The 21,643-nt window shown below is 40.6% G+C and carries 14 protein-coding genes; 10 read left to right on the forward strand and 4 right to left on the reverse strand.

From position 1 onward, the window contains the following. Positions 1 to 63: 63 nt before the first annotated feature. Positions 64 to 882 (forward strand): MetQ/NlpA family ABC transporter substrate-binding protein, encoded by an 819-nt coding sequence (locus LIT25_05180; GenBank protein USK34750.1) that lies wholly within the window; start codon positions 64 to 66, stop codon positions 880 to 882. A 962-nt stretch (positions 883 to 1,844) separates the two neighbouring features. Here LIT25_05180 and LIT25_05185 read toward each other — a convergent pair. Further along, positions 1,845 to 3,128 (reverse strand): ammonium transporter, encoded by a 1,284-nt coding sequence (locus LIT25_05185; GenBank protein USK34751.1) that lies wholly within the window; start codon positions 3,126 to 3,128, stop codon positions 1,845 to 1,847. Positions 3,129 to 3,374: 246 nt separating this feature from the next. Continuing rightward, entirely contained in the window at positions 3,375 to 4,745 is a 1,371-nt protein-coding gene (locus tag LIT25_05190) for an MATE family efflux transporter (GenBank protein ID USK34752.1), read from the reverse strand. 116 nt (positions 4,746 to 4,861) lie between these two features. On the opposite strand from LIT25_05190, the gene LIT25_05195 reads away from it, so the two are divergent. Both LIT25_05195 and LIT25_05200 read left to right on the forward strand, forming a co-directional pair. Further along, positions 4,862 to 5,725, forward strand: coding sequence for an AraC family transcriptional regulator (locus LIT25_05195; GenBank protein USK34753.1), 864 nt, complete (start codon positions 4,862 to 4,864; stop codon positions 5,723 to 5,725). 63 nt (positions 5,726 to 5,788) lie between these two features. After that, positions 5,789 to 6,109: a (2Fe-2S)-binding protein gene (locus LIT25_05200; GenBank protein ID USK34754.1), complete on the forward strand. Its 321-nt coding sequence runs from the start codon at positions 5,789 to 5,791 to the stop codon at positions 6,107 to 6,109. A gap of 55 nt (positions 6,110 to 6,164) precedes the next feature. Here LIT25_05200 and LIT25_05205 read toward each other — a convergent pair whose 3' ends face one another. Together LIT25_05205 and LIT25_05210 are read right to left on the reverse strand one after the other, a co-directional pair. Continuing rightward, positions 6,165 to 7,556 (reverse strand): amino acid permease, encoded by a 1,392-nt coding sequence (locus tag LIT25_05205; protein ID USK34755.1) that lies wholly within the window; start codon positions 7,554 to 7,556, stop codon positions 6,165 to 6,167. A 245-nt stretch (positions 7,557 to 7,801) separates the two neighbouring features. Then, the gene (locus tag LIT25_05210) at positions 7,802 to 9,571 is read right to left on the reverse strand and encodes a glycoside hydrolase family 13 protein (protein ID USK34756.1); all 1,770 of its coding nucleotides are present in this window, start codon (positions 9,569 to 9,571) and stop codon (positions 7,802 to 7,804) included. Between the two features lie 402 nt (positions 9,572 to 9,973). Here LIT25_05210 and LIT25_05215 point away from each other — a divergent pair, with 402 nt between their 5' ends. From LIT25_05215 to LIT25_05245, 7 genes are all read left to right on the forward strand, one after another. After that, a complete protein-coding gene (locus LIT25_05215; protein USK34757.1) occupies positions 9,974 to 11,278 on the forward strand; it encodes a maltose ABC transporter substrate-binding protein in 1,305 nt (434 codons plus the stop codon). A gap of 373 nt (positions 11,279 to 11,651) precedes the next feature. After that, on the forward strand, positions 11,652 to 12,953 hold the full coding sequence (locus LIT25_05220; protein USK34758.1) for a sugar ABC transporter permease: 1,302 nt from the start codon (positions 11,652 to 11,654) through the stop codon (positions 12,951 to 12,953). Then, positions 12,953 to 13,789, forward strand: a complete 837-nt coding sequence (locus tag LIT25_05225) for a sugar ABC transporter permease (GenBank protein ID USK36169.1) — start codon at positions 12,953 to 12,955, stop codon at positions 13,787 to 13,789. Before LIT25_05220 ends, LIT25_05225 begins: the two co-directional genes overlap by 1 nt. A gap of 122 nt (positions 13,790 to 13,911) precedes the next feature. Further along, positions 13,912 to 15,447, forward strand: a complete 1,536-nt coding sequence (locus LIT25_05230; protein USK34759.1) for an alpha-amylase — start codon at positions 13,912 to 13,914, stop codon at positions 15,445 to 15,447. A 163-nt stretch (positions 15,448 to 15,610) separates the two neighbouring features. Beyond that, positions 15,611 to 16,663: a LacI family DNA-binding transcriptional regulator gene (locus tag LIT25_05235; GenBank protein USK36170.1), complete on the forward strand. Its 1,053-nt coding sequence runs from the start codon at positions 15,611 to 15,613 to the stop codon at positions 16,661 to 16,663. A gap of 196 nt (positions 16,664 to 16,859) precedes the next feature. Further along, positions 16,860 to 17,195, forward strand: coding sequence for a hypothetical protein (locus LIT25_05240; protein USK34760.1), 336 nt, complete (start codon positions 16,860 to 16,862; stop codon positions 17,193 to 17,195). Positions 17,196 to 17,336: 141 nt separating this feature from the next. Next, positions 17,337 to 21,563, forward strand: a complete 4,227-nt coding sequence (locus LIT25_05245; GenBank protein USK34761.1) for a tetratricopeptide repeat protein — start codon at positions 17,337 to 17,339, stop codon at positions 21,561 to 21,563. Positions 21,564 to 21,643 lie beyond the last annotated feature (80 nt).

A 21,643-nucleotide genomic window follows, 5' to 3' on the forward strand; every position in this document is an offset into this window, starting at 1 on the left:
ACATACGATTCCTCTTTCTGAATGAAAGGGGAATTTTTTTGTGTAAAAAAAGGAGGAGAACAAATGAAAAAAACAGTTTTAGCACTTATTGTACTTGTAATGGGAGTATTATCTGCATGCGGAGCAGAAGGATCAAATGGAGAAAAGAAAAGCATTAAAATTGGAGCATCGGCAGGTCCTTACACGGATATGGCTGAACTGGCAATCAAACCGGGACTTGAGGAAAAAGGATACGAGGTTGAAGTTGTCCAATTTAATGATTACATTCAGCCAAATCAGGCGCTCGGCAATGATGAGCTTGATGCCAATCTGTTTCAGCATAAAATCTATATGGAAACCTTCGCAAAACAAAGTAAATTGGATTTATCTGAAGTGATTACTGTCCCTACTGCTCCAATGGGGATCTATTCTGAAAAAGTCAAATCACTCAGTGAAGTGAAAGAGGGGGCGACTGTCGCCATTCCAAATGATCCAACGAACGCAGCGCGTGCGCTTCAAATTTTGAAAGATGGAGGATTAGTTGAGCTGAATGAAGATGTGAGTCCTATCCAAGTATCTGAAAAAGATGTGACCGAAAATCCTAAAAAATTAACCTTCGTTCCTGTAGAAGCTGCCCAATTGCCAAGAGCGGTGGAAGACACAGACTTGTCTGCAGTACCGGGCAATTTCGCTTTAGCCGCGAAAATGAATCTTGCAGATGCAGTCCAGCTTGAGGATATGAATGATGTGCATCGCAATCGTGTAGTGATGAATACGAAAGATGCAGATTCAGAGCTCGCGAAGGATATTAAAGAAGTAGTCGAATCTGCAGGATTTGAAAAAGCAATTGATAAAAACTTTCAAGGATTCGGAAAACCTGATTGGATGGAACAGAAGAAATAAAGAGAAAAACCACTTCAAAGGAAGTGGTTTTCTTAAGTAAGAGCTGTTCAATATCTGTTTGCTAAAGCCTCTCAATATTTAGCCGCATAATGTAACCATTGGCCGCGAAACCTTTCGTCCTTTTGCAGGAGCGGATAAAATAAATGCCCCCCGATGATCCCCGCAGCAATTAAAAATATAAGGATCCTTATCTGTCTGTCGGAGCTAATCAGGCGGTTCCGCTTTTCGTGGTGTCCAGCTCCACCGCCTAACTCCTCGGCCAGAACAGATCCGCCAGTAAAGGCAAAAAGCGCCTTTTCTGGCGGATCCTTATCTGTCTGTCGGAGCTAATCAGGCGGTTCCGCTTTTCGTGGTGTCCAGCTCCACCGCCTAACTCCTCGGCCAGAACAGATCCGCCAGTAAAGGCAAAAAGCGCCTTTTCTGGCGGATCCTTATCTGTCTGTCGGAGCTAATCAGGCGGTTCCGCTTTTCGTGGTGTCCAGCTCCACCGCCTAACTCCTCGGCCAGAACAGATCCGCCAGTAAAGGCAAAAAGCGCCTTTTCTGGCGGATCCTTATCTGTCTGTCGGAGCTAATCAGGCGGTTCCGCTTTTCGTGGTGTCCAGCTCCACCGCCTAACTCCTCGGCCAGAACAGATCCGCCAGTAAAGGCAAAAAGCGCCTTTTCTGTCGGATCCTTATCTGTCTGTCGGAGCTAACCAGGCGGTTCCGCTTTTCGTGGTGTCCAGCTCCACCGCCTAACTCCTCGGCCAGAACAGATCCGCCAGTAAAGGCAAAAAGCGCCTTTTCTGTCGGATCCTTATCTGTCTGTCGGAGCTAACCAGGCGGTTCCGCTTTTCGTGGTGTCCAGCTCCACCGCCTAACTCCTCGGCCAGAACAGATCCGCCAGTAAAGGCAAAAAGCGCCTTTTCTGTCGGATCCTTATCTGTCTGTCGGAGCTAACCAGGCGGTTCCGCTTTTCGTCTTAAGCTGTAGTTTTTTTACCTGAATTGCTTTCTTCAACAGCTGTAAAGGATTCAGGATAGCCGTAGCTGCCATGTTCACTCATATCGAGTCCGATCATTTCTTCTTCTTCCGTTACGCGGATTGTGCCCATAACTTGTTTCATCACTTTTAAAATGACGTAGGAGATGACAAACGCGTAAGACGCGCATGATACGATTCCAATCGCTTGAACACCAAGCTGAGCGAAGCCTCCTCCGTAGAATAAACCTGCTAAACCGCCGTTTCGTTCTGAAAGTTCAGGAGTTGCAAAGAAGCCGGTAGATAAAGTTCCCCAGATTCCGGCAGCACCATGAACAGACAGGGCGAAAATCGGATCATCAATTTTAGCTTTATCAAATAGCTTCATGCTGAAATAGACAATGCTCCCGCCGATTAATCCAATTACAACAGCTGCCCAAGGAGCAACAAATGCACAGGACGCTGTAATAGCTACAAGACCTGCAAGTGCGCCATTCAAGGTTGTTGGAATATCCGCTTTTCCTGTCATCATTCGAACAACAATCATTGCAGCAACTGCACCTGCAGCAGCGGCAAGCTGAGTGTTTAATGCTACATAGCCAAAGAATCCGTCTGACACGCCGAATGTGCTTCCTGCGTTAAAACCAAACCATCCAACCCAAAGTATCAGAACTCCTAATGCTGTATACACTTGATTGTGACCGGATAATTGATTCATTGTTCCGTCTTTCCCGTATTTTCCAAGCCTTGGTTTAAGGACAATCGTAGATGCAAGAGCTGCCATTGCGCCAGTTAAATGAACAACAGTAGAGCCTGCAAAGTCCTGTTTGCCTAAATCCTTCAGCCAGCCTGCTCCCCAAATCCAGTGTGCGACAACAGGATAAACTAGAGCTGAAAATAGAACTGCGAAGATTACGTAAGCTGATAATTTAGCACGCTCTGCAAAGCCACCGAAGGCAATTGTCAATGCAATTGCTGCGAATGCCAGCTGGAAAAAGAAATCAACCGAAGTCGTTAATCCGTCCTGCGCAGGTGCTGCATCTCCATAAAAGAAACTAGATAGACCGATGAATTTATTGCCATCCCCATAAATAAATCCATAGCCGGCTGCCCAGAAGACAAGAGATGCAATTCCGATTGTAAAAATTGTTTTACCGGCAATGTGGCCTGCATTTTTCATTCGGGTAGAACCCGCTTCAAGTAAAATGAAGCCACCTTGCATAAGCAGAACCAATATTCCTGCAATAATTACCCACAAATTGTCCATTAACACTAAAGCATCCATAAAAACACGCTCCTTCTTTCAGAATGGTGAACAAGAAATAAATAAGACCAAAGACAGAGAGATATTGATGTTAGGAAATATAACATTTGTTGTTATGTTTATTATCATATGGCATGAATATGCGGAAATCAAGTATTTTTCTGAAAATTTAAATAAAAAAATAGGGAGAATAGACAATTAATTAATGAAGCGATTTCATTTTCTGTTAATTTTTCTTCATAAAAAACCTGACTGATTAAGTCAGGTTCATGATACTGCTTTTGATTGTAAAATAAAGCCTTTATTCACCCATACTTTTGATCTCCATCGAATTAACATCAGGATGCCTCGAAGCCATTCATCAGCTATAAAAGCCACCCATATTCCTGCAAGGCCTAATTCAAAATGTATTCCCAAAAGGTATGCGAGCGGAACGCTTATTCCCCACATCGACAGAATTCCCATATAGACAGGAAATTTGACATCTCCTGTTGCCCTTAAAGCGCTGATAATCACAAGATTAAATGCTCTGCCTGGCTCAAGAATAATCGTCAGCAGCAGAATGGTCGCGCCAATTTGCAGAATTTCCTGATTGCTTGTAAAGATTCCGAATAAGAAATCAGTGGAAATACTGAATACAACAGCAATGGCAGTGGACATTCCAACCGCCCAATAAAGCGTACTGATACATCGTTTATATGCTCTGTCATACTCCCGTGCACCTGCCATTTGACCGATAAGGATCTGATTTCCCTGACTGATGGCTAAACTGAAAAGAAAAATGAACATCATTAAATTTTGGGCGTAAACCTTTGTTGTTAACGCCTCAGCTCCAAGCATTGTAATAAAAATGGTTATGACAATCTGCGATCCATTGTATGACAAATGTTCACCTGCTGAAGGAACGCCGATTTTAAGCAGGTTTTTAAGATGTGATACAGGCAGATTAAAAACTTGGCGAAATTTTTGTTCAAATGAAATTCGTTTTACAAGAAGATAAGAAATAATGATCAGTCCGATGAATCTGGAAGCAACAGTCGAAAATGCAACCCCTTCCACACCAAGAACCGGCAGGCCAAAAGGTCCGTAGATAAAAATATAATTTCCGAAGATATGCAGGATATTCATGCCGATTGTAATGTACATCGTATCTTTTGTGAAGCCGTAGCTTTTTAAAACGGCCCCGATCGTCATAATCAAGGCCTGAATGAAGCATAACCCGCCTACTAAGCGAAGATAATAATTTGCTTCTGGCAGCAATTCGGCAGGAAGGTTCATTATTTTCAGCATGGATTCGCTGAAAACAATCACAATCAGTCCTATCGCAATGCCGAGAATCAGATTGGCTGCAATTGAAACTTGAGAAATCTCAAGCGCACTTTTATTGTTATTTGCACCTATATTTTGAGTGATTAGAACAATGGTGCCAGTTGCTATAAAACCAAACATGACAATCAGTACATTCAAGATCTGATTAGCAACTCCGACAGCTGCAACGGAACTATCTGAGTATTGACTTAGCATGATGGTATCGGCGCTTCCCATCAGCATATGTAAAAATAATTCAATGAATATAGGCCAAGTAAGAGCGAATAATGTCAATTTTCGATCTTTTAATTTTTGAGGCAGGCTAGACACTCCCTTCTGAAAAACACTTATAAAATCATTACTAGTTTACATAGGATCTTATATAATAAAAAGAGATGATTTCGATCATTTTAGGAAAAATACGACCTGAAAAAAGGGAGGACAGCATGACTTACATTGGTTTTGATATTCCTCCGTTTCCAACTTTTATTACAGGAGGAGATGCCATATTTAAAAAAGGAACTAAACATTTTAAACGAGTATTTACCGTCTTTGATATGCTTTATGTTCAGTCAGGAGAGCTTTATATAACTGAAAATGAACAGCCATTTATAATAAAAGAGGGACAATACCTTATATTGATACCCGGGTTTGAGCATTATGGCCATAAAGCCTGCAGGGAGGACACTAGAGTTTTCTGGACTCATTTCAAAATGGAGTTTCCATTTTCTCTTTATGATAAAGGAAATGAAAACTGGGCAGAGGTTCAAACTGTCGACGGGGATTTCGTGGAACCATCTAAATTTCATTTTAAGATTCCTGCTTTTGGGGAATGCATACATAATGACTTTGTAGAAAAGCTGTTTGATAATTTGGTCAGCATGAATCATCAGACCCCTGATTATCCTTTAAGACAGCAGATCTACTTTGAAGAATTGATTCTTCATTTGCAAAAGGAGTCTCTGCAAATACCGAGCGCTGCCGAAAAAGTAGTGGAGGAAACTCTCAGGTTTCTAAGAAAGAATTATCAGGAAGAGATCAAAATGGAGGATTTTGCGAGAGAGCTGCATTTTCATCCGGATTACATCACCCGGTGCATGCAGAAAACGATGGGGGTGACGCCAGTTCAATACTTGAACCACTACAGGATGGAGCAGGCTAAGCGGCTGCTGTCGACTGCGGATTACAAAATTTCATCGATTGCAAAAGAAGTGGGAATCCCTGACGCTGCTTATTTCACTAAAATATTCAAACGTCTGGAGGGTGTATCCCCGCTTGAGTACCGCAAAATCGTTTCAAGAAAGAAATGAAAATTTGATTAAATTGAGCGATAATAGGTGAGGATGGTACTACTTTAAAATGGAGGAGATACAATGCCGACAATACATGTTCCTGGGAAAGGCTCGTTTGAGACAGAAATGGGAAGAAAGCTCGTTTTAGCACTTGAGGATAACGGAATTGACATTCTTCACCGCTGTGGCGGGAAAGCAAAATGCACGTCCTGCCGAGTCGAAATTCTTGAAGGTGATTTTGAGGATTTAACGAATGTAGAAAAAAACGCCTTTGCAGAAAAAGGCGTTGAGGACCATTTGCGTTTATCATGTCAAATCCGTGTGAATGGCGATGTAACCTGCAGGCCGATTATGACCGTTGAAAGCAGAGGCATTGATGCCGGGCCGCGTCCCGAAGAATAATTGATTTGCTAAAAAGAAGGCAGGCTGATTAACAGCCTGCCTTCTTTTTGAACAGTTAACTAATTTTATGATTGGCATGCGTTTTATCGTTTTTCTTATGATATCCTTTGCCGTAATAAAACCCTACAAGAAGCAGGATCCATGCAGGTCCTACAATTAAGGCGATTCTCGTATCCGGGAAAAATGCCATAAGCCCAACCACCAATACAAGAAATGCAAGTGAAAGATATGAGGTGAAAGGATATAGCGGCAGTTTGTATTTTAAATTCTTCGCTTCACCTGGTTTCAGTGATTTACGGAACTTCAGCTGAGAAAGCAGAATCATTGACCATGTCCATATTGCACCGAATGTTGAGATGCTTGTTACATACATAAAGACTTTTTCAGGAACAAGATAGTTTAATACAACACCAATCAGTAATGCTCCTCCAGATGCCAAAATAGCAAAACCAGGAACGCCGCCTTTTGTGAGTTTTTCAAAAGATTTTGGAGCCTCGCCCTGTTCAGCTAGATTAAACAGCATCCGTCCTGTACTGAAGATTCCTCCATTACATGATGATAATGCAGCAGTTAAAACAACGAAGTTAATAATGCCTGCTGCTGCAGGTATACCGATTTTTTCAAAGGTTAAAACGAATGGACTTCCCTGTGTTCCAATTTGATCCCAAGGATAAATGGACATAATAACAAACAGTGCGCCTACGTAGAAAATGAGAATTCTCCAAAAAACAGTATCGATTGCTTTTGTTAACGTTTTTTCTGGATTCTTTACTTCTCCTGCTGTAACTCCAATGAGTTCAATGCCAAGATAAGCAAACATAACCATTTGGAGTGACATCAGGACACCTTTAAAGCCGTTAGGGAAGAATCCTCCATTTTCCCATAAGTTGCTGATGCCTGTCGCGATACCGTCATTTCCGAATCCGAACAAAATCATTCCAAATCCAACAATGATCATAAAAATGATTGCGACTATTTTAATCATTGCAAACCAAAATTCCAATTCACCGAAAAACTTTACAGCGAGAAAATTGACCGTTGTCATAATGACAAGAGCAGCCAGTGCCCAGATCCATCTTGGCACATCAGGATACCAGAACTCCATATAGATGCCGACAGCAGTGATTTCAGCCATACATGTAATCACCCATAAGAACCAGTAGTTCCACCCGGTAATGTATCCTGCGAGCGGTCCCAGATAGTTTCTTGCATATCTGCTGAATGAACCAGCTACAGGATTATGCACGGCCATCTCGCCTAGTGCTCTCATTATAAAGAACATGATCATTCCGCTAAATGCATACGCAAGCAGAATTCCTGGGCCTGCCAATTGAATCGCCTTTGCAGAACCGTAAAACAGACCTACTCCGATAGCAGCTCCCAAAGACATTAGTGAGATATGTCTTGGTTCAAGACCACGCTGAAGTTCTTGATTGTGTTTACTCATTTTTTAATCCTCCTATTGTTAAAGCTGAAGATGAGTGTGAACGCTTTCAAAAGTTATTGGAAAAATAAAACATAATGGATATTGAAAAGCATTACTTCATAAAAGCTGATGATGGATAAAATCATAGCAAAAGAATCGGTGAAAATCAAATATATTAATATAGTAAAATCTGCTTAATAAAGTCGAGTAATTCTATAGGGAAAGAAAAACTGGAAAAAATCATCATGATTTTTTCCAGTTATCCATTAATCTTCAATTAAGAAAAATGCGATTTCGTAAGGCTGAACGTCAACAGTCAGTCTTTTTGCGTTTGCGGCATATTCTTTGCCTGTCATTAAGTCGATTAATTTTTTATCCTTTAAGTCAAAAGGAAGAGCTGCCGTTAACTCTGTTTCTGAATTATTAAGGACTGAAATCATTTTTTGTGCTTCGTTTTGTTTGGTGAAAATGACATGATTGGTTTCATCGTTTGCTTCAACAAACGTAATATCTCCGCCGTTTCCGAATACAGGATATTTCTTGCGGATGCCAATCAGCTTTTTCACATAATTGAAAATGTCCCTGTCCTGCTTTTCCTCATCCCAGATCATGCATTTGCGGCAGCCCGGATCCTGTTCCCCTTCCATGCCGATTTCATCACCGTAATAAATACAAGGAGAGCCGATAAAGCTTAACTGATAGGCAAAAAGCAGCTTAAGCTTCGCTTTGGAATGGTTTGCTGTATTTAAGATGCGCGGAGTATCATGGCTGCCAAGTAAATTGAAGGCCACTTCATTGACGTTTTTCGGATAAGAGTGGAGCACGCTTTCCATAATATTTACGAATTCCTGAGCCCGTACTTTATCATTGGCAATAAAGTTCATTGTGCCCGTAGTAAACGGATAATTCATTACAGCATCAAACTGATCGCCTAAAAGCCATGGCATCGAATCGTGCCAGATTTCTCCTAAGATATAAACATCTTCTTTCTCAGCGCGTACAGCCTGTCTGAATTCACGCCAGAACTGATGGTCCACTTCATTTGCAACATCAAGTCTCCAGCCGTCAATGTCAAATTCGCGAACCCAGTAACGGCCAACCTCAAGCAAGTATTCCTTCACTTCAGGATGTTCAGTATTCAGTTTGGGCATGCTCTCTACAAAAGCAAAAGCATCATAGTTTAATGTATTATCTTCATTTTTCAGCGGGAATTGATGAATATGGAACCAATTTTTATACTTGGAATCCTTTCCATGTTCGAGCACGTCCTGAAATTGAGGGAAGTAATAGCCGCTGTGATTGAAAACCGCATCAAGCATAATTTTAATTCCGTTTTCATGACATGTTTGAACGAGTCGTTTAAACGTCTCTTTATCTCCAAATTGGGGATCGAGCTCCATGTAGTCGATTGTGTCATATTTGTGATTGGAGTACGCTTTAAAAACAGGTGTGAAATAAAGGCCGCTTACGCCTAATTCTTTCAGATAACCGATATTTTTGATAACCCCTTCAAAATCTCCGCCAAAGAAATTGCCGCTCGTCGGCTCCGTAATGCCCCAGTCTAATGTCCCCTCTGGATTAATAGAAGGATCTCCATTTGCAAATCTTTCAGGGAATATTTGATACCAGACTGTATCTTTTACCCATTCTGGTGCTTTAAAGACATCAGCCTTGTTCAAAAAAGGAAACGCAAAATAGGGAGCAGTGTCATCTGTCGTTATTTCATTCATAAACCCTTTTTCTGTATAAATAAGCTTTTCTTCTCCGGAAGACAGCTGAAATCCGTACCGCATCCGGCGGTATTTGGGCCGAACTGCGGCAAACCAGTAATCAAACAGCTCGTCCGAACCGCTTTTATGCATCGTATCCAGTTTGAATTGCCAGCCTTTTTCGCTCCATTCATATGGATCGCCATGAATCAGACTGACAGCGTCAGCATCATTCTTTTTTGTGCGGAGTCTGAGATGCATTGTGTTTTCATCATAAGCATAAGCAAACTGATTTTTAGGGCGGTGGTAGATGGCTTCTTTTAACAAGATGTTCACTCTCTTTTCTTTAGAAAAATGATGGATTAAGGCGAAATCAGCAGAGGTACGTAAAAAATAAAAACCTGACTTTCGTCCTATTCTATTGATCACCTGCAATCGCCAAATTTAGAATATGTATCCATTATAAAACATTGGGAAAACGTTTGCATTTATTTGTAAAAATATATTGACTTTTAATTCTGGCAATCTTAAAATAAAAATTAGTTAGTAGGGAAAACGTTTGCACAACTGTTTGCAGGATGTGCTCACAAATCAATTTCAGTTTTTTTTGAGAATAATAGGAAGCGTTTTCAATAGTGGGCTATGAGACTTTGGTTTCAGTTGTGCGGACTGCCCCTGGGCACTAAGTACAATGAAATAGATTCCAACAAAATAAAAGGTGGGGAAATTATGAGAAAGATTTTATCTTTATCTCTCATTGCTTTGCTGATGTTTGTTATGGTTGCATGCAGCAAGCCTAGCAGCCAAGAGCCGGCAAAAACAGAAGGCGGCGACAAAGAGGGCGGCAAAAAGACAGAAGAAAAAGTAGATTTAACACCTGAAGAAGGCGCAGAATTAGTCCTTTGGGATAACGCGGATTCAGAAGCTGAATGGGCATCTTATGTAGCAGAACAATTCACAAAGAAATACGATATCCCTGTTGAAGTACAAGAAGTAAACCACGTTGACGCTGCTGGAAAGCTTGAAGTTGACGGACCTGCTGGCCTTGGTGCTGACGTGTTCCACGCTCCTCATGACCACGTAGGAAACATGGTAAAAGCTGGTCTTATTTATGAAAACGTTTTAGCAGATGAGTACAAAGAAAGCTTCCTGCCTGCTGCAATCAGCGGTACTTCTTACACTGAAGATGGCGGCGAATCTACTCTTTACGGATTCCCGATGGCAATTGAAACTTATGCACTTTACTACAACAAAGATTTAGTAGACAAGCCTGCAGAAACTTTTGACGAAATTTTCGAGCAATCTAAAGGCTTTGCTGGAGACGGCAAATACGGCTTCATGATGGAGCCTGCAAACTTCTACTTTGCACATGCATTCTTCGCTGGATACGGCGGATACATCTTCGGAAACGACAACACAGATGCAGCTGATCTGGGTATTAACAATGAAGGCGCTGTTGCTTCAGGTGAATTTATGCAGCGCATGAATAAAGAACTTCTTCCATTGAAAAAAGAAGATATTACTGGTGACTTAATCAGTTCTTTCTTTAACGATAATAAATTAATGTACCGCATCTCAGGTCCATGGGATATTAAAAACCATGAAGAAGCAGGCATCAACTTCGGTATTGCCCCGCTTCCTAAATTAGACAACGGCGAAACTCCAAAAAGTTTCTCTGGAATCAAAGCTTACTATGTAAACTCTTACTCTAAATATCCAAAAGCTGCTACTTTGTTAGCACAATTTGCAACAAGCAAAGAAATGCTTGAAAAACGCTTTGAAATGACAGGACAGCTTCCTCCTCAAACTGAGTTGATTGAAAGCGATGCGATCCAAAACAACGAAATTGCTTCAGCATTCTTAGAGCAGGCTGAATCAGCATTGCCAATGCCTAACATTCCTGAAATGCAATCTGTATGGGGTCCAATGGAGACAGCTTACACAACAATGTGGAATGATGGCACAGAACCTAAAAAGGCACTTGACGCAGCACTTCAGCAAATTGAAGATGCTATCTCTTCACAAACGAAGTAATAGTCAGTTTGAGCCGATACCTATGGTATTGGCTCAAATTTTATACAGAAATAAGAAAATATAAAGTTTTTTGCTTTGATGTCTAGCTCCATCGCCCAACTCCTCGGCCAGAACGGCTCCGCCAGTAAAGGCAAAAAGCGCCTTTTCTGTCGGATCCTTATCTGTCTGCCGGAGCTAAACGGGCGCTTGCACTTTTCTTAATTATCCTTTATTGGCAGGCAGCAGCCTGTACCTCTATGCGGATGGGATGCATGGAAAAGAGGTGCAGGCTAACTGCCCGTAAATGGGGACAGCAAAGGGACAATGGGGTAATAAACAAGATGAATTTTCTCAAGTGACACTACTTTCAAACAACGTGAGGAGGCCTGACATAATGCGCGGACCAGCTAGAATAGGTGCATTACTATCATTTTTATTAATGGGGCTTGGACAAATCTACCACCGTCAATATCTTAAAGGAATTTTATTTATTTTTTTAGAAGTTTACCTTCTGGTATTCTGGTCTTTGCCTTTCAGATATGCAATGTGGGGCTTAACAACACTTGGCGACACCCCGCAATCAAGAAATGGATTTACAGTCGTACAAGGTGATCACTCCATTTTCTTAATGATCGAAGGAATTATTTTCTTAATATCCTTTTTGCTTTTCTTATGGGTGTACTACTTAAACGTTCGTGATGCATACAAAGTAGGAAAAATGCGCGAGCGCGGCATTAAGCCAAACACAGCAAAAGAAACCCTTACTAATGTATGGGAAAATGGATTTCCTTACCTCCTTTTAACACCATCGATTCTATTCACAATGTTTTTAACGATTCTTCCTCTGTTATTTGGAGTCATGATTGCATTCACAAACTATTCCGGTCCGAATCATTTGCCGCCAAAGGCTTTGGTGGACTGGGTAGGATTTGAAACTTTCATAAACCTTTTCCAATTAAAAACATGGAGCACAACGTTCTACGGAGTTTTTGGGTGGACGGTTGTATGGGCGATTTTATCAACAGCGACTACATTCTTCCTGGGATTGATCTTTGCAGTACTGATCAATCATAAAGGTATTAAGCTTAAGCGCTTATGGCGCAGCATCTATATTCTGCCATGGGCTATTCCTCAATTTGTCAGTATCTTAATCATGAGAAATATCTACAACGGTGAATTTGGACCGCTGAATCAATATTTAAAAGCACTTGGAATTGAAGCTATTCCGTGGCTGTCTGATCCGATGTGGGCAAAAGTAACACTTGTAACAGTTAACATGTGGTTTGGATTCCCATTCTGGATGGTTCTTATGAGCGGTGTTATGACTACGATTGATAAAGAAATGTTTGAAGCGGCAGATGTTGACGGGGCAACGCCTTGGAGCAAGTTCTGGAAGATTACAATGCCGATCGTTATGTTCTCAACAGCTCCGCTCTTAATCATGAGCTTTGCCGGGAACTTCAATAACTTCAACATTATTTACCTATTAACTCAAGGTAATCCTGTTAACGTGAATTACAGCTATGCCGGATCAACGGATATTCTTATCAGCTGGATCTACAAAATGACGCTTGAACAAAGTCAATTTGCTACAGCTTCTGTTGTATCGATCTTGATCTTTATCGTAGTAGCAACTCTTTCTATCTGGAATTTCAGAAAAACAAAAGCATTTAAGGAAGAGGATATGATGTCATGATGAATAAAAAATTAACGGATAAACTCGTCGTTGGCTTTATATACGCCATTTTAATCATAACAGCGATTCTTGTTCTGTATCCGGTCTATTTCATCCTGATCGGATCATTAAATCCAGGAGATTCATTGTTTGCAACTAAACTGATTCCTGAAGCATTAACTCTTGATCACTATCGGTATTTGTTTGAAGAAACAAAATATCTGACATGGTATAAAAATACGTTCAAAATTGCCTTTTTTAACATGCTGATTTCAACATTTCTTGTAGTAACTGCTGCATATGCGTTTTCGCGCTTCCGTTTTCCGGGCCGCAAACAGGGATTGATGGCGATGCTTGTTCTGCAAATGTTCCCGAGCTTCATGGGGATGATTGCGATTTACATTTTACTTCTGCAAATCGGATTATTAGACAATCACTGGGGTCTTATCTTAGTGTATGCAGGCGGATCGATTCCGTTTGGAGCATGGCTTGTAAAAGGATACTTTGACGGCCTTCCAAGAAGCTTGGAAGAAGCAGCTAAAATGGACGGTGCCAGTCATACTACGATTTTCTTTAAAATCATGATGCCATTGTCAAAACCTATCTTAGTATTTATTGCTGTTAATAATTTTATCGGACCTTGGATGGACTTCATTTTTGCCCGTCTGATCCTCCGTTCAAACGAGAACAAAACACTTGCAGTTGGTCTGTTTGAATTCGTTACAGGCAGAACGAGCACTCAATTTACAACGTTCGCAGCAGGAGCGGTTTTAGTAGCTGTTCCAATTACGATCCTATTCTTGATCTTCCAAAAGTATATTGTTGAAGGATTGACAGCCGGAGCGAATAAAGGGTAAAATTCGGAAATCGATTTCATATTGAAATAAAAGACATAGTTTAATAGTCTTATACGTAAAGCTGTCTGGATTCCGCCCTTATGGATACGGGGCAGCTATTACGCAGTAAGGGGGGCAGAGGGATGTATAAGCGTATATTTCAAGTACTGATCATCCCTTTTTTCCTTCTCTCAGTTTTTTCAGTAAACACTGTTCGGGCACAAGAGAAGGAAGAACGATCGTGGCAAGATGAAAGTATGTATTTTATTATGATTGACCGTTTCAACAATGGAGATACAAGCAACGATTTTGAAGCAAATCCTAAAAATCCGAAGGCATATCATGGCGGTGATCTTCAGGGAATTATCGATAAACTGGATTACATTCAGGATATGGGGTTCACATCTATTTGGCTGACTCCGGTCTTTGATAATGAAGAAGGCGGTTATCACGGATATTGGGTTCGTGATTTTAAAAACGTTGATGAAAACTTCGGAACACTTGACGATTTTAAGACGCTTGTAAAAGAAGCGCATAAACGAGATATGAAGGTTATACTTGATTTTGTCGTCAATCATACTGGCTATAAGCATCCATGGCTGGATGATCCGGAAAAGAAAGACTGGTTCCATGAAAAAAAGGATATTGCCAACTGGCAAAATCAAGAGGAAGTAGAAAATGGCTGGCTGTTTGGATTGCCTGATTTAAACACAGAAAATCCTGAAACGAAAGCCTATATAATGGATGTTGCCAAATGGTGGATTACGGAGACAGACATCGACGGATATCGCCTGGATACTGTTCGTCATGTACCTAAAGTCTTTTGGGAGGAATTTTCAAAAGAAGTAAAATCAGTGAAGAAAGATTTCTTTCTGATGGGCGAGGTATGGGATAAAGATCCGCGTTACGTATCGGATTATACGGAATCCGGACTTGATTCTGTGGTTGATTATCCTTTTTATGAAGATGCTTCCAATGTGTTTTCAAAAGCAGGAGGCTCACCAGGTATGCTTGCCAACGTGTTTAAACGCAATCAAGTTCTTTATGAGGATCCTTATCTTTTAGGGAATTTTATTGATAATCATGATAATGAACGATTTACAAGGAAAGCTATTACTAATAATCAAAACCCGGTTACCCGGCTGAAAATGGCATTGACGTACATGTATGCTGCACCTGGAATACCGATTGTGTATTATGGGACAGAGATTGCGATGGATGGCGGCAATGACCCGGACAATCGCCGGATGATGAACTTCCATGCCAATGATGATCTCATCAAGTATGTGTCAAAGCTTGGGAAAATCCGTTCTGAATTTCCTTCTTTAAGACGCGGTGACCTGGATGTTTTATATGATGAAAAAGGAATGACCATTCTTAAAAGATCCTATAAGAACGAGGTAACCGTTATTGCCCTAAATAACTCCGCTGAAACAAGAAATGCCATTGTTCCTGCGAAAGCTCTTGTAGAAAAGAAAGAATTGCGCGGATTGCTCACAGGCGATATAACGGAAGAAAAGAACGGAGAATATGAATTTATTCTCGACCGTGAAACCGCTGAGATCTTTGAGGTTCGGGAAAAAACGGGCCCAAACTTTCCGTTGATCAGTGTATTTGTGGCAGTTCCAGCAGTATTTGCGGTATTTTTATATATGAACAGAAGAAAGAAGCAAGCATAATGCAAGTGTTCCAAAGGGAATGATCAGATTTCGCTTTGGCTATAAAGTCTTTAAAGTGAATGCGTTTACAGAATTGGTTATTTTAATAAAATATGTTAAATTAGACTTTTCAATTTGGAGAAAAAAACGGCTCCAAACATGTTGAAAGTAAGAGAGGGATGGGATTGTGGCAACAATAAAAGATGTCGCAAGGTTAGCAAATGTAGCTCCATCAACCGTATCGAGAGTGATTGCTAATAACCCGCGTATAAGTGAGAAAACAAAAGAAAAAGTAAGAGAAGCGATGACTGAGCTTGGATATCATCCTAATTTCATTGCCAGAAGTCTTGCAAATCAATCGACTCAGGCAATTGGAATTGTGATTCCGGGTTCTGCTGACAAAGCGTTTTTAAATCCCTTTTTCCCTGAAGTCATTCGCGGCATCAGTAAAGGAGCCCACCAAAAACATTATGCCATGCATATGTCCACTGGTGAAACCGATGCGGAAATTATGGAAGGTGTCGTGCAGATGGTGGAAGGGAAACGGGTCGACGGCATTGTTCTCTTATATTCACAAGTAGATGATAAGCTGACAAAATATCTTCTTATGAAAAAATTCCCGTTTGTGATCGTTGGAAAACCGTTTAAGGACGTTGAGTTAATCACACATGTAGACAACGATAATTACCGGGCTGCAAAAGAAGTAACAGAACATCTGATAGAACTTGGACACGAACGAGTTGCATTTATTGGAGGCAATCTAAAGCTAGTGGTGACCGTTGAACGTCTTTTAGGCTATGAAAAGGCCATACGCAATGCAGGTTTGGAATACCGCGATGACTATATTGTGCATGCTCAATTTCTTAAAGAAGGCGGACAGGCTGCGGTTCAGGAATTGTTTAAATTGAATGAGCCGCCAACTGCACTTGTCGTAGCCGATGATCTGATGGCACTCGGTGTGCTGAATATGCTTGATGACATGGGCATCAATGTTCCTAATGATGTCTCTGTTGTATCGTTTAATAACGTGATGCTGTCAGAAGTTTCAAGACCGCCGCTTACTACTGTGGATATTAATATTTTTCAATTAGGCTATGAAGCGGCCAAGCATGTGATCCAGCTGGTTGAAGATCCAATGGACCCGATAAAACGGATTATCATTCCTCATAAATTGATGAAGCGTCAATCCTGTAAAGAATATCACTCAAAGAAAAATCTGCACAGGAATAATGGTTAGAGGCTGCCCTGAAAATTTAAGGCGGCTTTTTTCTTTTTGCGGATGACGGGAACTAATTTCAATAATTTAGCCGAAAGTGAATTTTTAGCCGAAATGTTGAATTATTTAGCCAAAACCGCAATTTTTTATCCAAGCCACATTTTCATTTTACCGAAAAAGAAGATATTTCTGCTTTTTAAACATTTTGTATCTTAAAATGGAACATTTAGCAGGAAATGAAGTTTTATTCGCCAACAGCTTATTCCGTGTAACAAACTATTATTCAGATGTTTATGCTAAACTGAGACCTGGAGGGAGCGGGGCCTCTATACATGATGTGTTTACGCTTTACTATATGCTGAATAAAGACAAGATTTATTCTGGCACTAAAGATTTAGAGGTATCTGTCTTAGAAACGGCAAGAGGACTCAGCTATGCTGATTTTCGCAATAATCAGATGCAGCCAGGTGCAAGGCAAACCATTGCCCTTAATTTTCAGTATCAGGACTTCCTGGCTGATTTTATTAAAGTTATGTCTTCACCGCTTAGGTAAGCAAATTGGATGATCTGAAAACCTGCATGTTGAAATGGGTGTGCAGGTTTTCTAAGAAAAAAATGGCTTACAGACAATATAAAACAAAGTATATTTAAAGAGAAGAAGTTTATATTCTGAATAATCTGGCGAGGGGTAAAGATGAATATTTCATACATAGAAGAAATGCTGAAAAAACATGACTACTCTGCTGCATTCCGTCACTTTCTAGCAGAGTACAGGGAAATCACGGAGGAGAAAAAGCTTTCACGTTTTCGCGGTTTTATCCGGTCATGCACGGATGAAAGCAAGCTAAAATATTTACTTCAAGTTTTAGATGCATCTTTAATGGACCAGCTTAGCGGAATCATCATAAGAGACAGCTACCGCAGATCAAAATCTCCCCAAACAGCACTCTGGTATTGTGAACAGCTGATCGATGAGAACAAGCTGATTGAGGCAGAAGAACATTTAAAGGAAATAGAAGAGCAGGATCTCTCTGATGAATGGAAGGAAAAGCTTTATTTCACCATGGCAAGTGCACTTATTGAGATGCGGCGATTAAAGGCTGCTAAAGCTTATATGAAGAAATGCGAAGCAGCTGCCAGTGATCCGATGGATACACGCTGGGCTTACTTCTATTTGCAGGCCGGAGAATGGGACAAGGCTATCACATACTTAGAAGCAGGTAAAAAAGATAAAAAAGATGGTGTGATCGCTTATTTGCTGCTTGTTAAACATTATGCCATTCAAGGGGAAGCCGAAAAGTCACAGACTCTATTGGAAGAAGGATTATTACTTTATCCAAACTATCCAAAACTGATCCTTGAAAAAATTAGACTTTGCTTTAAACAGAAGCGCTGGACGGAGATGGAGAAAGCAATCTCAGACTTAAATCAGCTGGCTCCTTTTCATGAATATAAAAGAATGGCAGAGTATTACAAGGCTGATTCCTTATATGAGCAGAAAGAATTTGAGAAGCTTGAAGCATTTTTAGCAGACCACATTGAATTCAAAAAGGAATCCCAATTTAAGAATTTTACCGGCCGCGCAGACCAAGCTTCTAAAATGATGAACTTTAAGCCGGTCGTACAAAAATATAATTACTGCGTCCCGGCATGTGCGGAAATGATCTTCAGTATGTACGGCGAGACATATAATCAAGATGAAATTGCAGAATCTGTCTATGCTGTTACAGGTTCAAAGCTATCCAAAATGATTGAGTATTTCAAAGAAAAAGAGTTTACATGCAGGTACTTTTTTGGCAATCCCGACGTTTTTAAAACATTGATTGACCGGGATGCGGCCATTTTGATCAATATCGATTATCCAACGACATCACATGTTCAATTGCTTGCGGGCTACGATGACAATTTGAATGTTTTCCACGTTCAGGATCCAAATCTCAGAACCACCCATGAAGTGATGTATGAGGACCTTGAGCAGGAGTTTGGGAACAACGGAGTCTTATCTTTAGCGATTCTTCCTGAAAAAGAAGCTGTAAAATTGGATGTTTTGTCTGAAAATGAACACGAATTAGCAGTAAAACTATTTTCAATGACCGAGATCTCGAACAAACAGCTGAGTGATGCTGATCAAGCCTTTCTAAAAGAAAATCTTTACCATATGGCTGTCTCTGCCTACATCATTAAATATCTTCCTGATTTAGTAGCAGAAGAGATTTTGGATGCAGCTGCAAAGCATGTTTTTGAGCATTCGAAGGAGTCAGAATACCGCAGTCTCTCTGCAGCCATGGCGTATTTCAGCGTAAAAAACAATGACCGCGCAGTGGAATACTTGGAACAAATTCCTTTTAGGCATAACCTCGCAGTTTATTGGTATGCAAAAGGCAGATTAAGCTATAACAAGGATGATTATGACGGTGCTTTTACGGCATTTACTGAAGCTTTGAAATCGGAACCGGATGACCATATTCTCTGGGGCTATCTTGCTCTGACTGAACTAAATAGAGATTGTGTAAAGGAAGCTTTGAGATATTCGCTGATTGCGATGGATATTAATGAAGAAGATGGTTTTTCACAAATCAACCATGGAATTATTCTAATGGATATGAACGAGCATGAAAAAGCGAGAAATCTCTTCCATACTTTCTTGAAAAGAGAAAAGCAGGACGGGTATGTATGGTATCAGCGGGCGTTGTGCGATAAAGAATTAGGCAAATACCATCTTGCATGGAGAGGATTTCAGACTGCTATAGCACTGGAACCGGAAACACCGCTTGGATATAAAGAGCTTGCAGGGCTTTATGAGTTTGTTTTTGAGGAAGTTCAAAAAGCGAAAGAGATTCTTGAACTGGGGATTAAAGCTGCTTTAGATAAACAGATGCTCCTCCATGAAGCGGGAGCTTTATCTGAACGCAGCGGAGAATATGGAATAGCAAGGCAATTCTATAAAGAGGCTGCTGACCTGGACCCAAAAGATGTGTATGCACGTATTTCCCTTGCAGCACTTTATAAAGAGGAAGGTAAAACAGATCAATTTTTCAAGACAATTCACCATGATTTTGAACAATTTCAAAAGGACAGTGAATTTCTAATCAATGCTGGAAAGCTGATGTTTGCTGCAAGTGATGAAATGGAAGAAAAGGATTCACATAGGGACCTCGCACTTTCTTATGTAGAAAAAGGAATTCTATATGCAGATTCAAATATTGAGGAAGCCATTGAGATCTATGTGGATCTCGTATCTGAAACTCCATATTCACGACGCGGACTGGAATTTTTAGGGAGATTGAGAGAAGGAAAAACAGACAAATTTCTTCTGATCAGCTATATCGGCTGTTTATATGAGTCTCAGGGACTTTTGGAAAAGGCAAAGCAGTATTTAAGACAGGCTATTGACTTAAAAAATGATGATGTTCTTCCTTTTTACCGTCTTGGAGAGATCGCCATCAAACAGGAAAATTTTGATGAGGCAGAAAAACAGTACAAACGAGTGCTCGCGCTTGATCCTGCACATGAGCAGGCGATGCTTGACCTGGCAGGCGTTGCAAATGCAAAAGAGGACAGGGAAGCGGAAAAAGAATACCTGCTTTCGGCATTTAAACTCGATCCTTATTGCGTTTCTGTGGAAGCTCTGCTTGAAGTGCTGGAATCTGAGTCGGAAATTGAGGAGTTTACAAATCTTCTTATGAATGTAAAAGCCGAGAAGGCTTTCCTCTATAATGCCCTTGCCCATGTAAACGGTAAGCTTGGAAATCTCAAAGAAGAAGAAGAAAATTTGAATAAGGCATTTGAACTTGCGCCAACACAGTTCCAAATCCTTCATCATCAAGTCAAGCTCTGGATGAGGCAGGGAAAAACGAAACAAGCCAAATCCCAGCTTCACACGCTCATCATGGAAAATCAAGAGAACAAAATGCTTTACGATACTTGGATTGAACTGATGCTGAGCACGAAGTCCATGAATAAAATGGAAAGTGAAATAAAAAAAATGAAGCTTTCCAATGAAGAAAAGAGCATTGTCTTTATGAATGCAGCTGCTGCATATGAACGTCAAATGCAATCCATGCGTGATGCATACGAAGAAATGGAAGAACAAAAAGGATGGCTGAAGCGGTTCACGAATTTTTCAAAGATGAGTCTGAAATTCGGAACGTTAATTGGACTATATGAAGAGGCGATCAAGCATGACCGAAAGAATGTAACAGCCGTTATGTGGTACGTCGAGTTTCATTTAGATGCAGGATTAGTTGATGATGCCATTAAAATTCTTGAACAGTCGCTCCGCCATCAGTGGGAGCCAGACATTGCATACAGACTTGCTGTTCTTTATGTAAATGAATTCGGAAGTGTTCCTGAGAAAAAAGCTGTGAAGTACTTATCGGAAGCATGCAGCCTTATCGAAACGCTGCTTGAAGAAAAAGAGGATCCCGAGTATCTCATTGTCCAGGGATTGGCTTTAATTGAACTTGGCGAATATGAAGAATCAGAACAAGTTCTTTTGCGTGCTTTAGAGATTGAGCCAGCTGTTGAAAAAGGATATTTTCACCTTGCGAGAGTCTATGAAGCTGCAGGAAAATACAAAAAGGCAGAAGAGGCAATCAGACATGCAATCGCTGCTGATCCCGATGATCATGACAATTTTAATCAGCTTGGTCGGATCTATAGACAACAAAATAAAGTAGAACCGGCACTTGAAGCAGTTGAGAAAGCCATTTCAATGGAGCCTGAGGATTTTATCAGTTTATATAACAGGGCCTGTTATCTGTCTATTTTGGGAAGATACAAAGAATCTGCCGTACAGCTGGAAGCTCTTTATAACCTCGATGAAGAGTTTGTCTTTACTGAGATGGCAGAAGATGACGAAGATTTAGAGCCTTTGAAGGAAGCGGGATATTTTCCGACTAATCCGCTGATTAAGCGATGATCGTGACAGATCTTGGATTAGAACAACCCTCGGGTAATAATCGTTGAAGGATCAACAGCGATACTAGACCATTTAGCAGA

The sequence above is a fragment of the Bacillus sp. F19 genome (assembly GCA_023823795.1).
GTDB lineage: Bacteria > Bacillota > Bacilli > Bacillales > Bacillaceae > Bacillus_P.

What these genes read in the sequence shown, in the direction of transcription:
- LIT25_05180 (USK34750.1), top strand. Translation starts at nt 64, where the DNA reads ATGAAAAAAACAGTTTTAGCACTTATTGTACTTGTAATGGGAGTATTA.
- LIT25_05185 (USK34751.1), bottom strand. Translation starts at nt 3,128, where the DNA reads ATGGATGCTTTAGTGTTAATGGACAATTTGTGGGTAATTATTGCAGGA.
- LIT25_05195 (USK34753.1), top strand. Translation starts at nt 4,862, where the DNA reads ATGACTTACATTGGTTTTGATATTCCTCCGTTTCCAACTTTTATTACA.
- LIT25_05200 (USK34754.1), top strand. Translation starts at nt 5,789, where the DNA reads ATGCCGACAATACATGTTCCTGGGAAAGGCTCGTTTGAGACAGAAATG.
- LIT25_05205 (USK34755.1), bottom strand. Translation starts at nt 7,556, where the DNA reads ATGAGTAAACACAATCAAGAACTTCAGCGTGGTCTTGAACCAAGACAT.
- LIT25_05215 (USK34757.1), top strand. Translation starts at nt 9,974, where the DNA reads ATGAGAAAGATTTTATCTTTATCTCTCATTGCTTTGCTGATGTTTGTT.
- LIT25_05220 (USK34758.1), top strand. Translation starts at nt 11,652, where the DNA reads ATGCGCGGACCAGCTAGAATAGGTGCATTACTATCATTTTTATTAATG.
- LIT25_05225 (USK36169.1), top strand. Translation starts at nt 12,953, where the DNA reads ATGAATAAAAAATTAACGGATAAACTCGTCGTTGGCTTTATATACGCC.
- LIT25_05230 (USK34759.1), top strand. Translation starts at nt 13,912, where the DNA reads ATGTATAAGCGTATATTTCAAGTACTGATCATCCCTTTTTTCCTTCTC.
- LIT25_05240 (USK34760.1), top strand. Translation starts at nt 16,860, where the DNA reads ATGGAACATTTAGCAGGAAATGAAGTTTTATTCGCCAACAGCTTATTC.
- LIT25_05245 (USK34761.1), top strand. Translation starts at nt 17,337, where the DNA reads ATGAATATTTCATACATAGAAGAAATGCTGAAAAAACATGACTACTCT.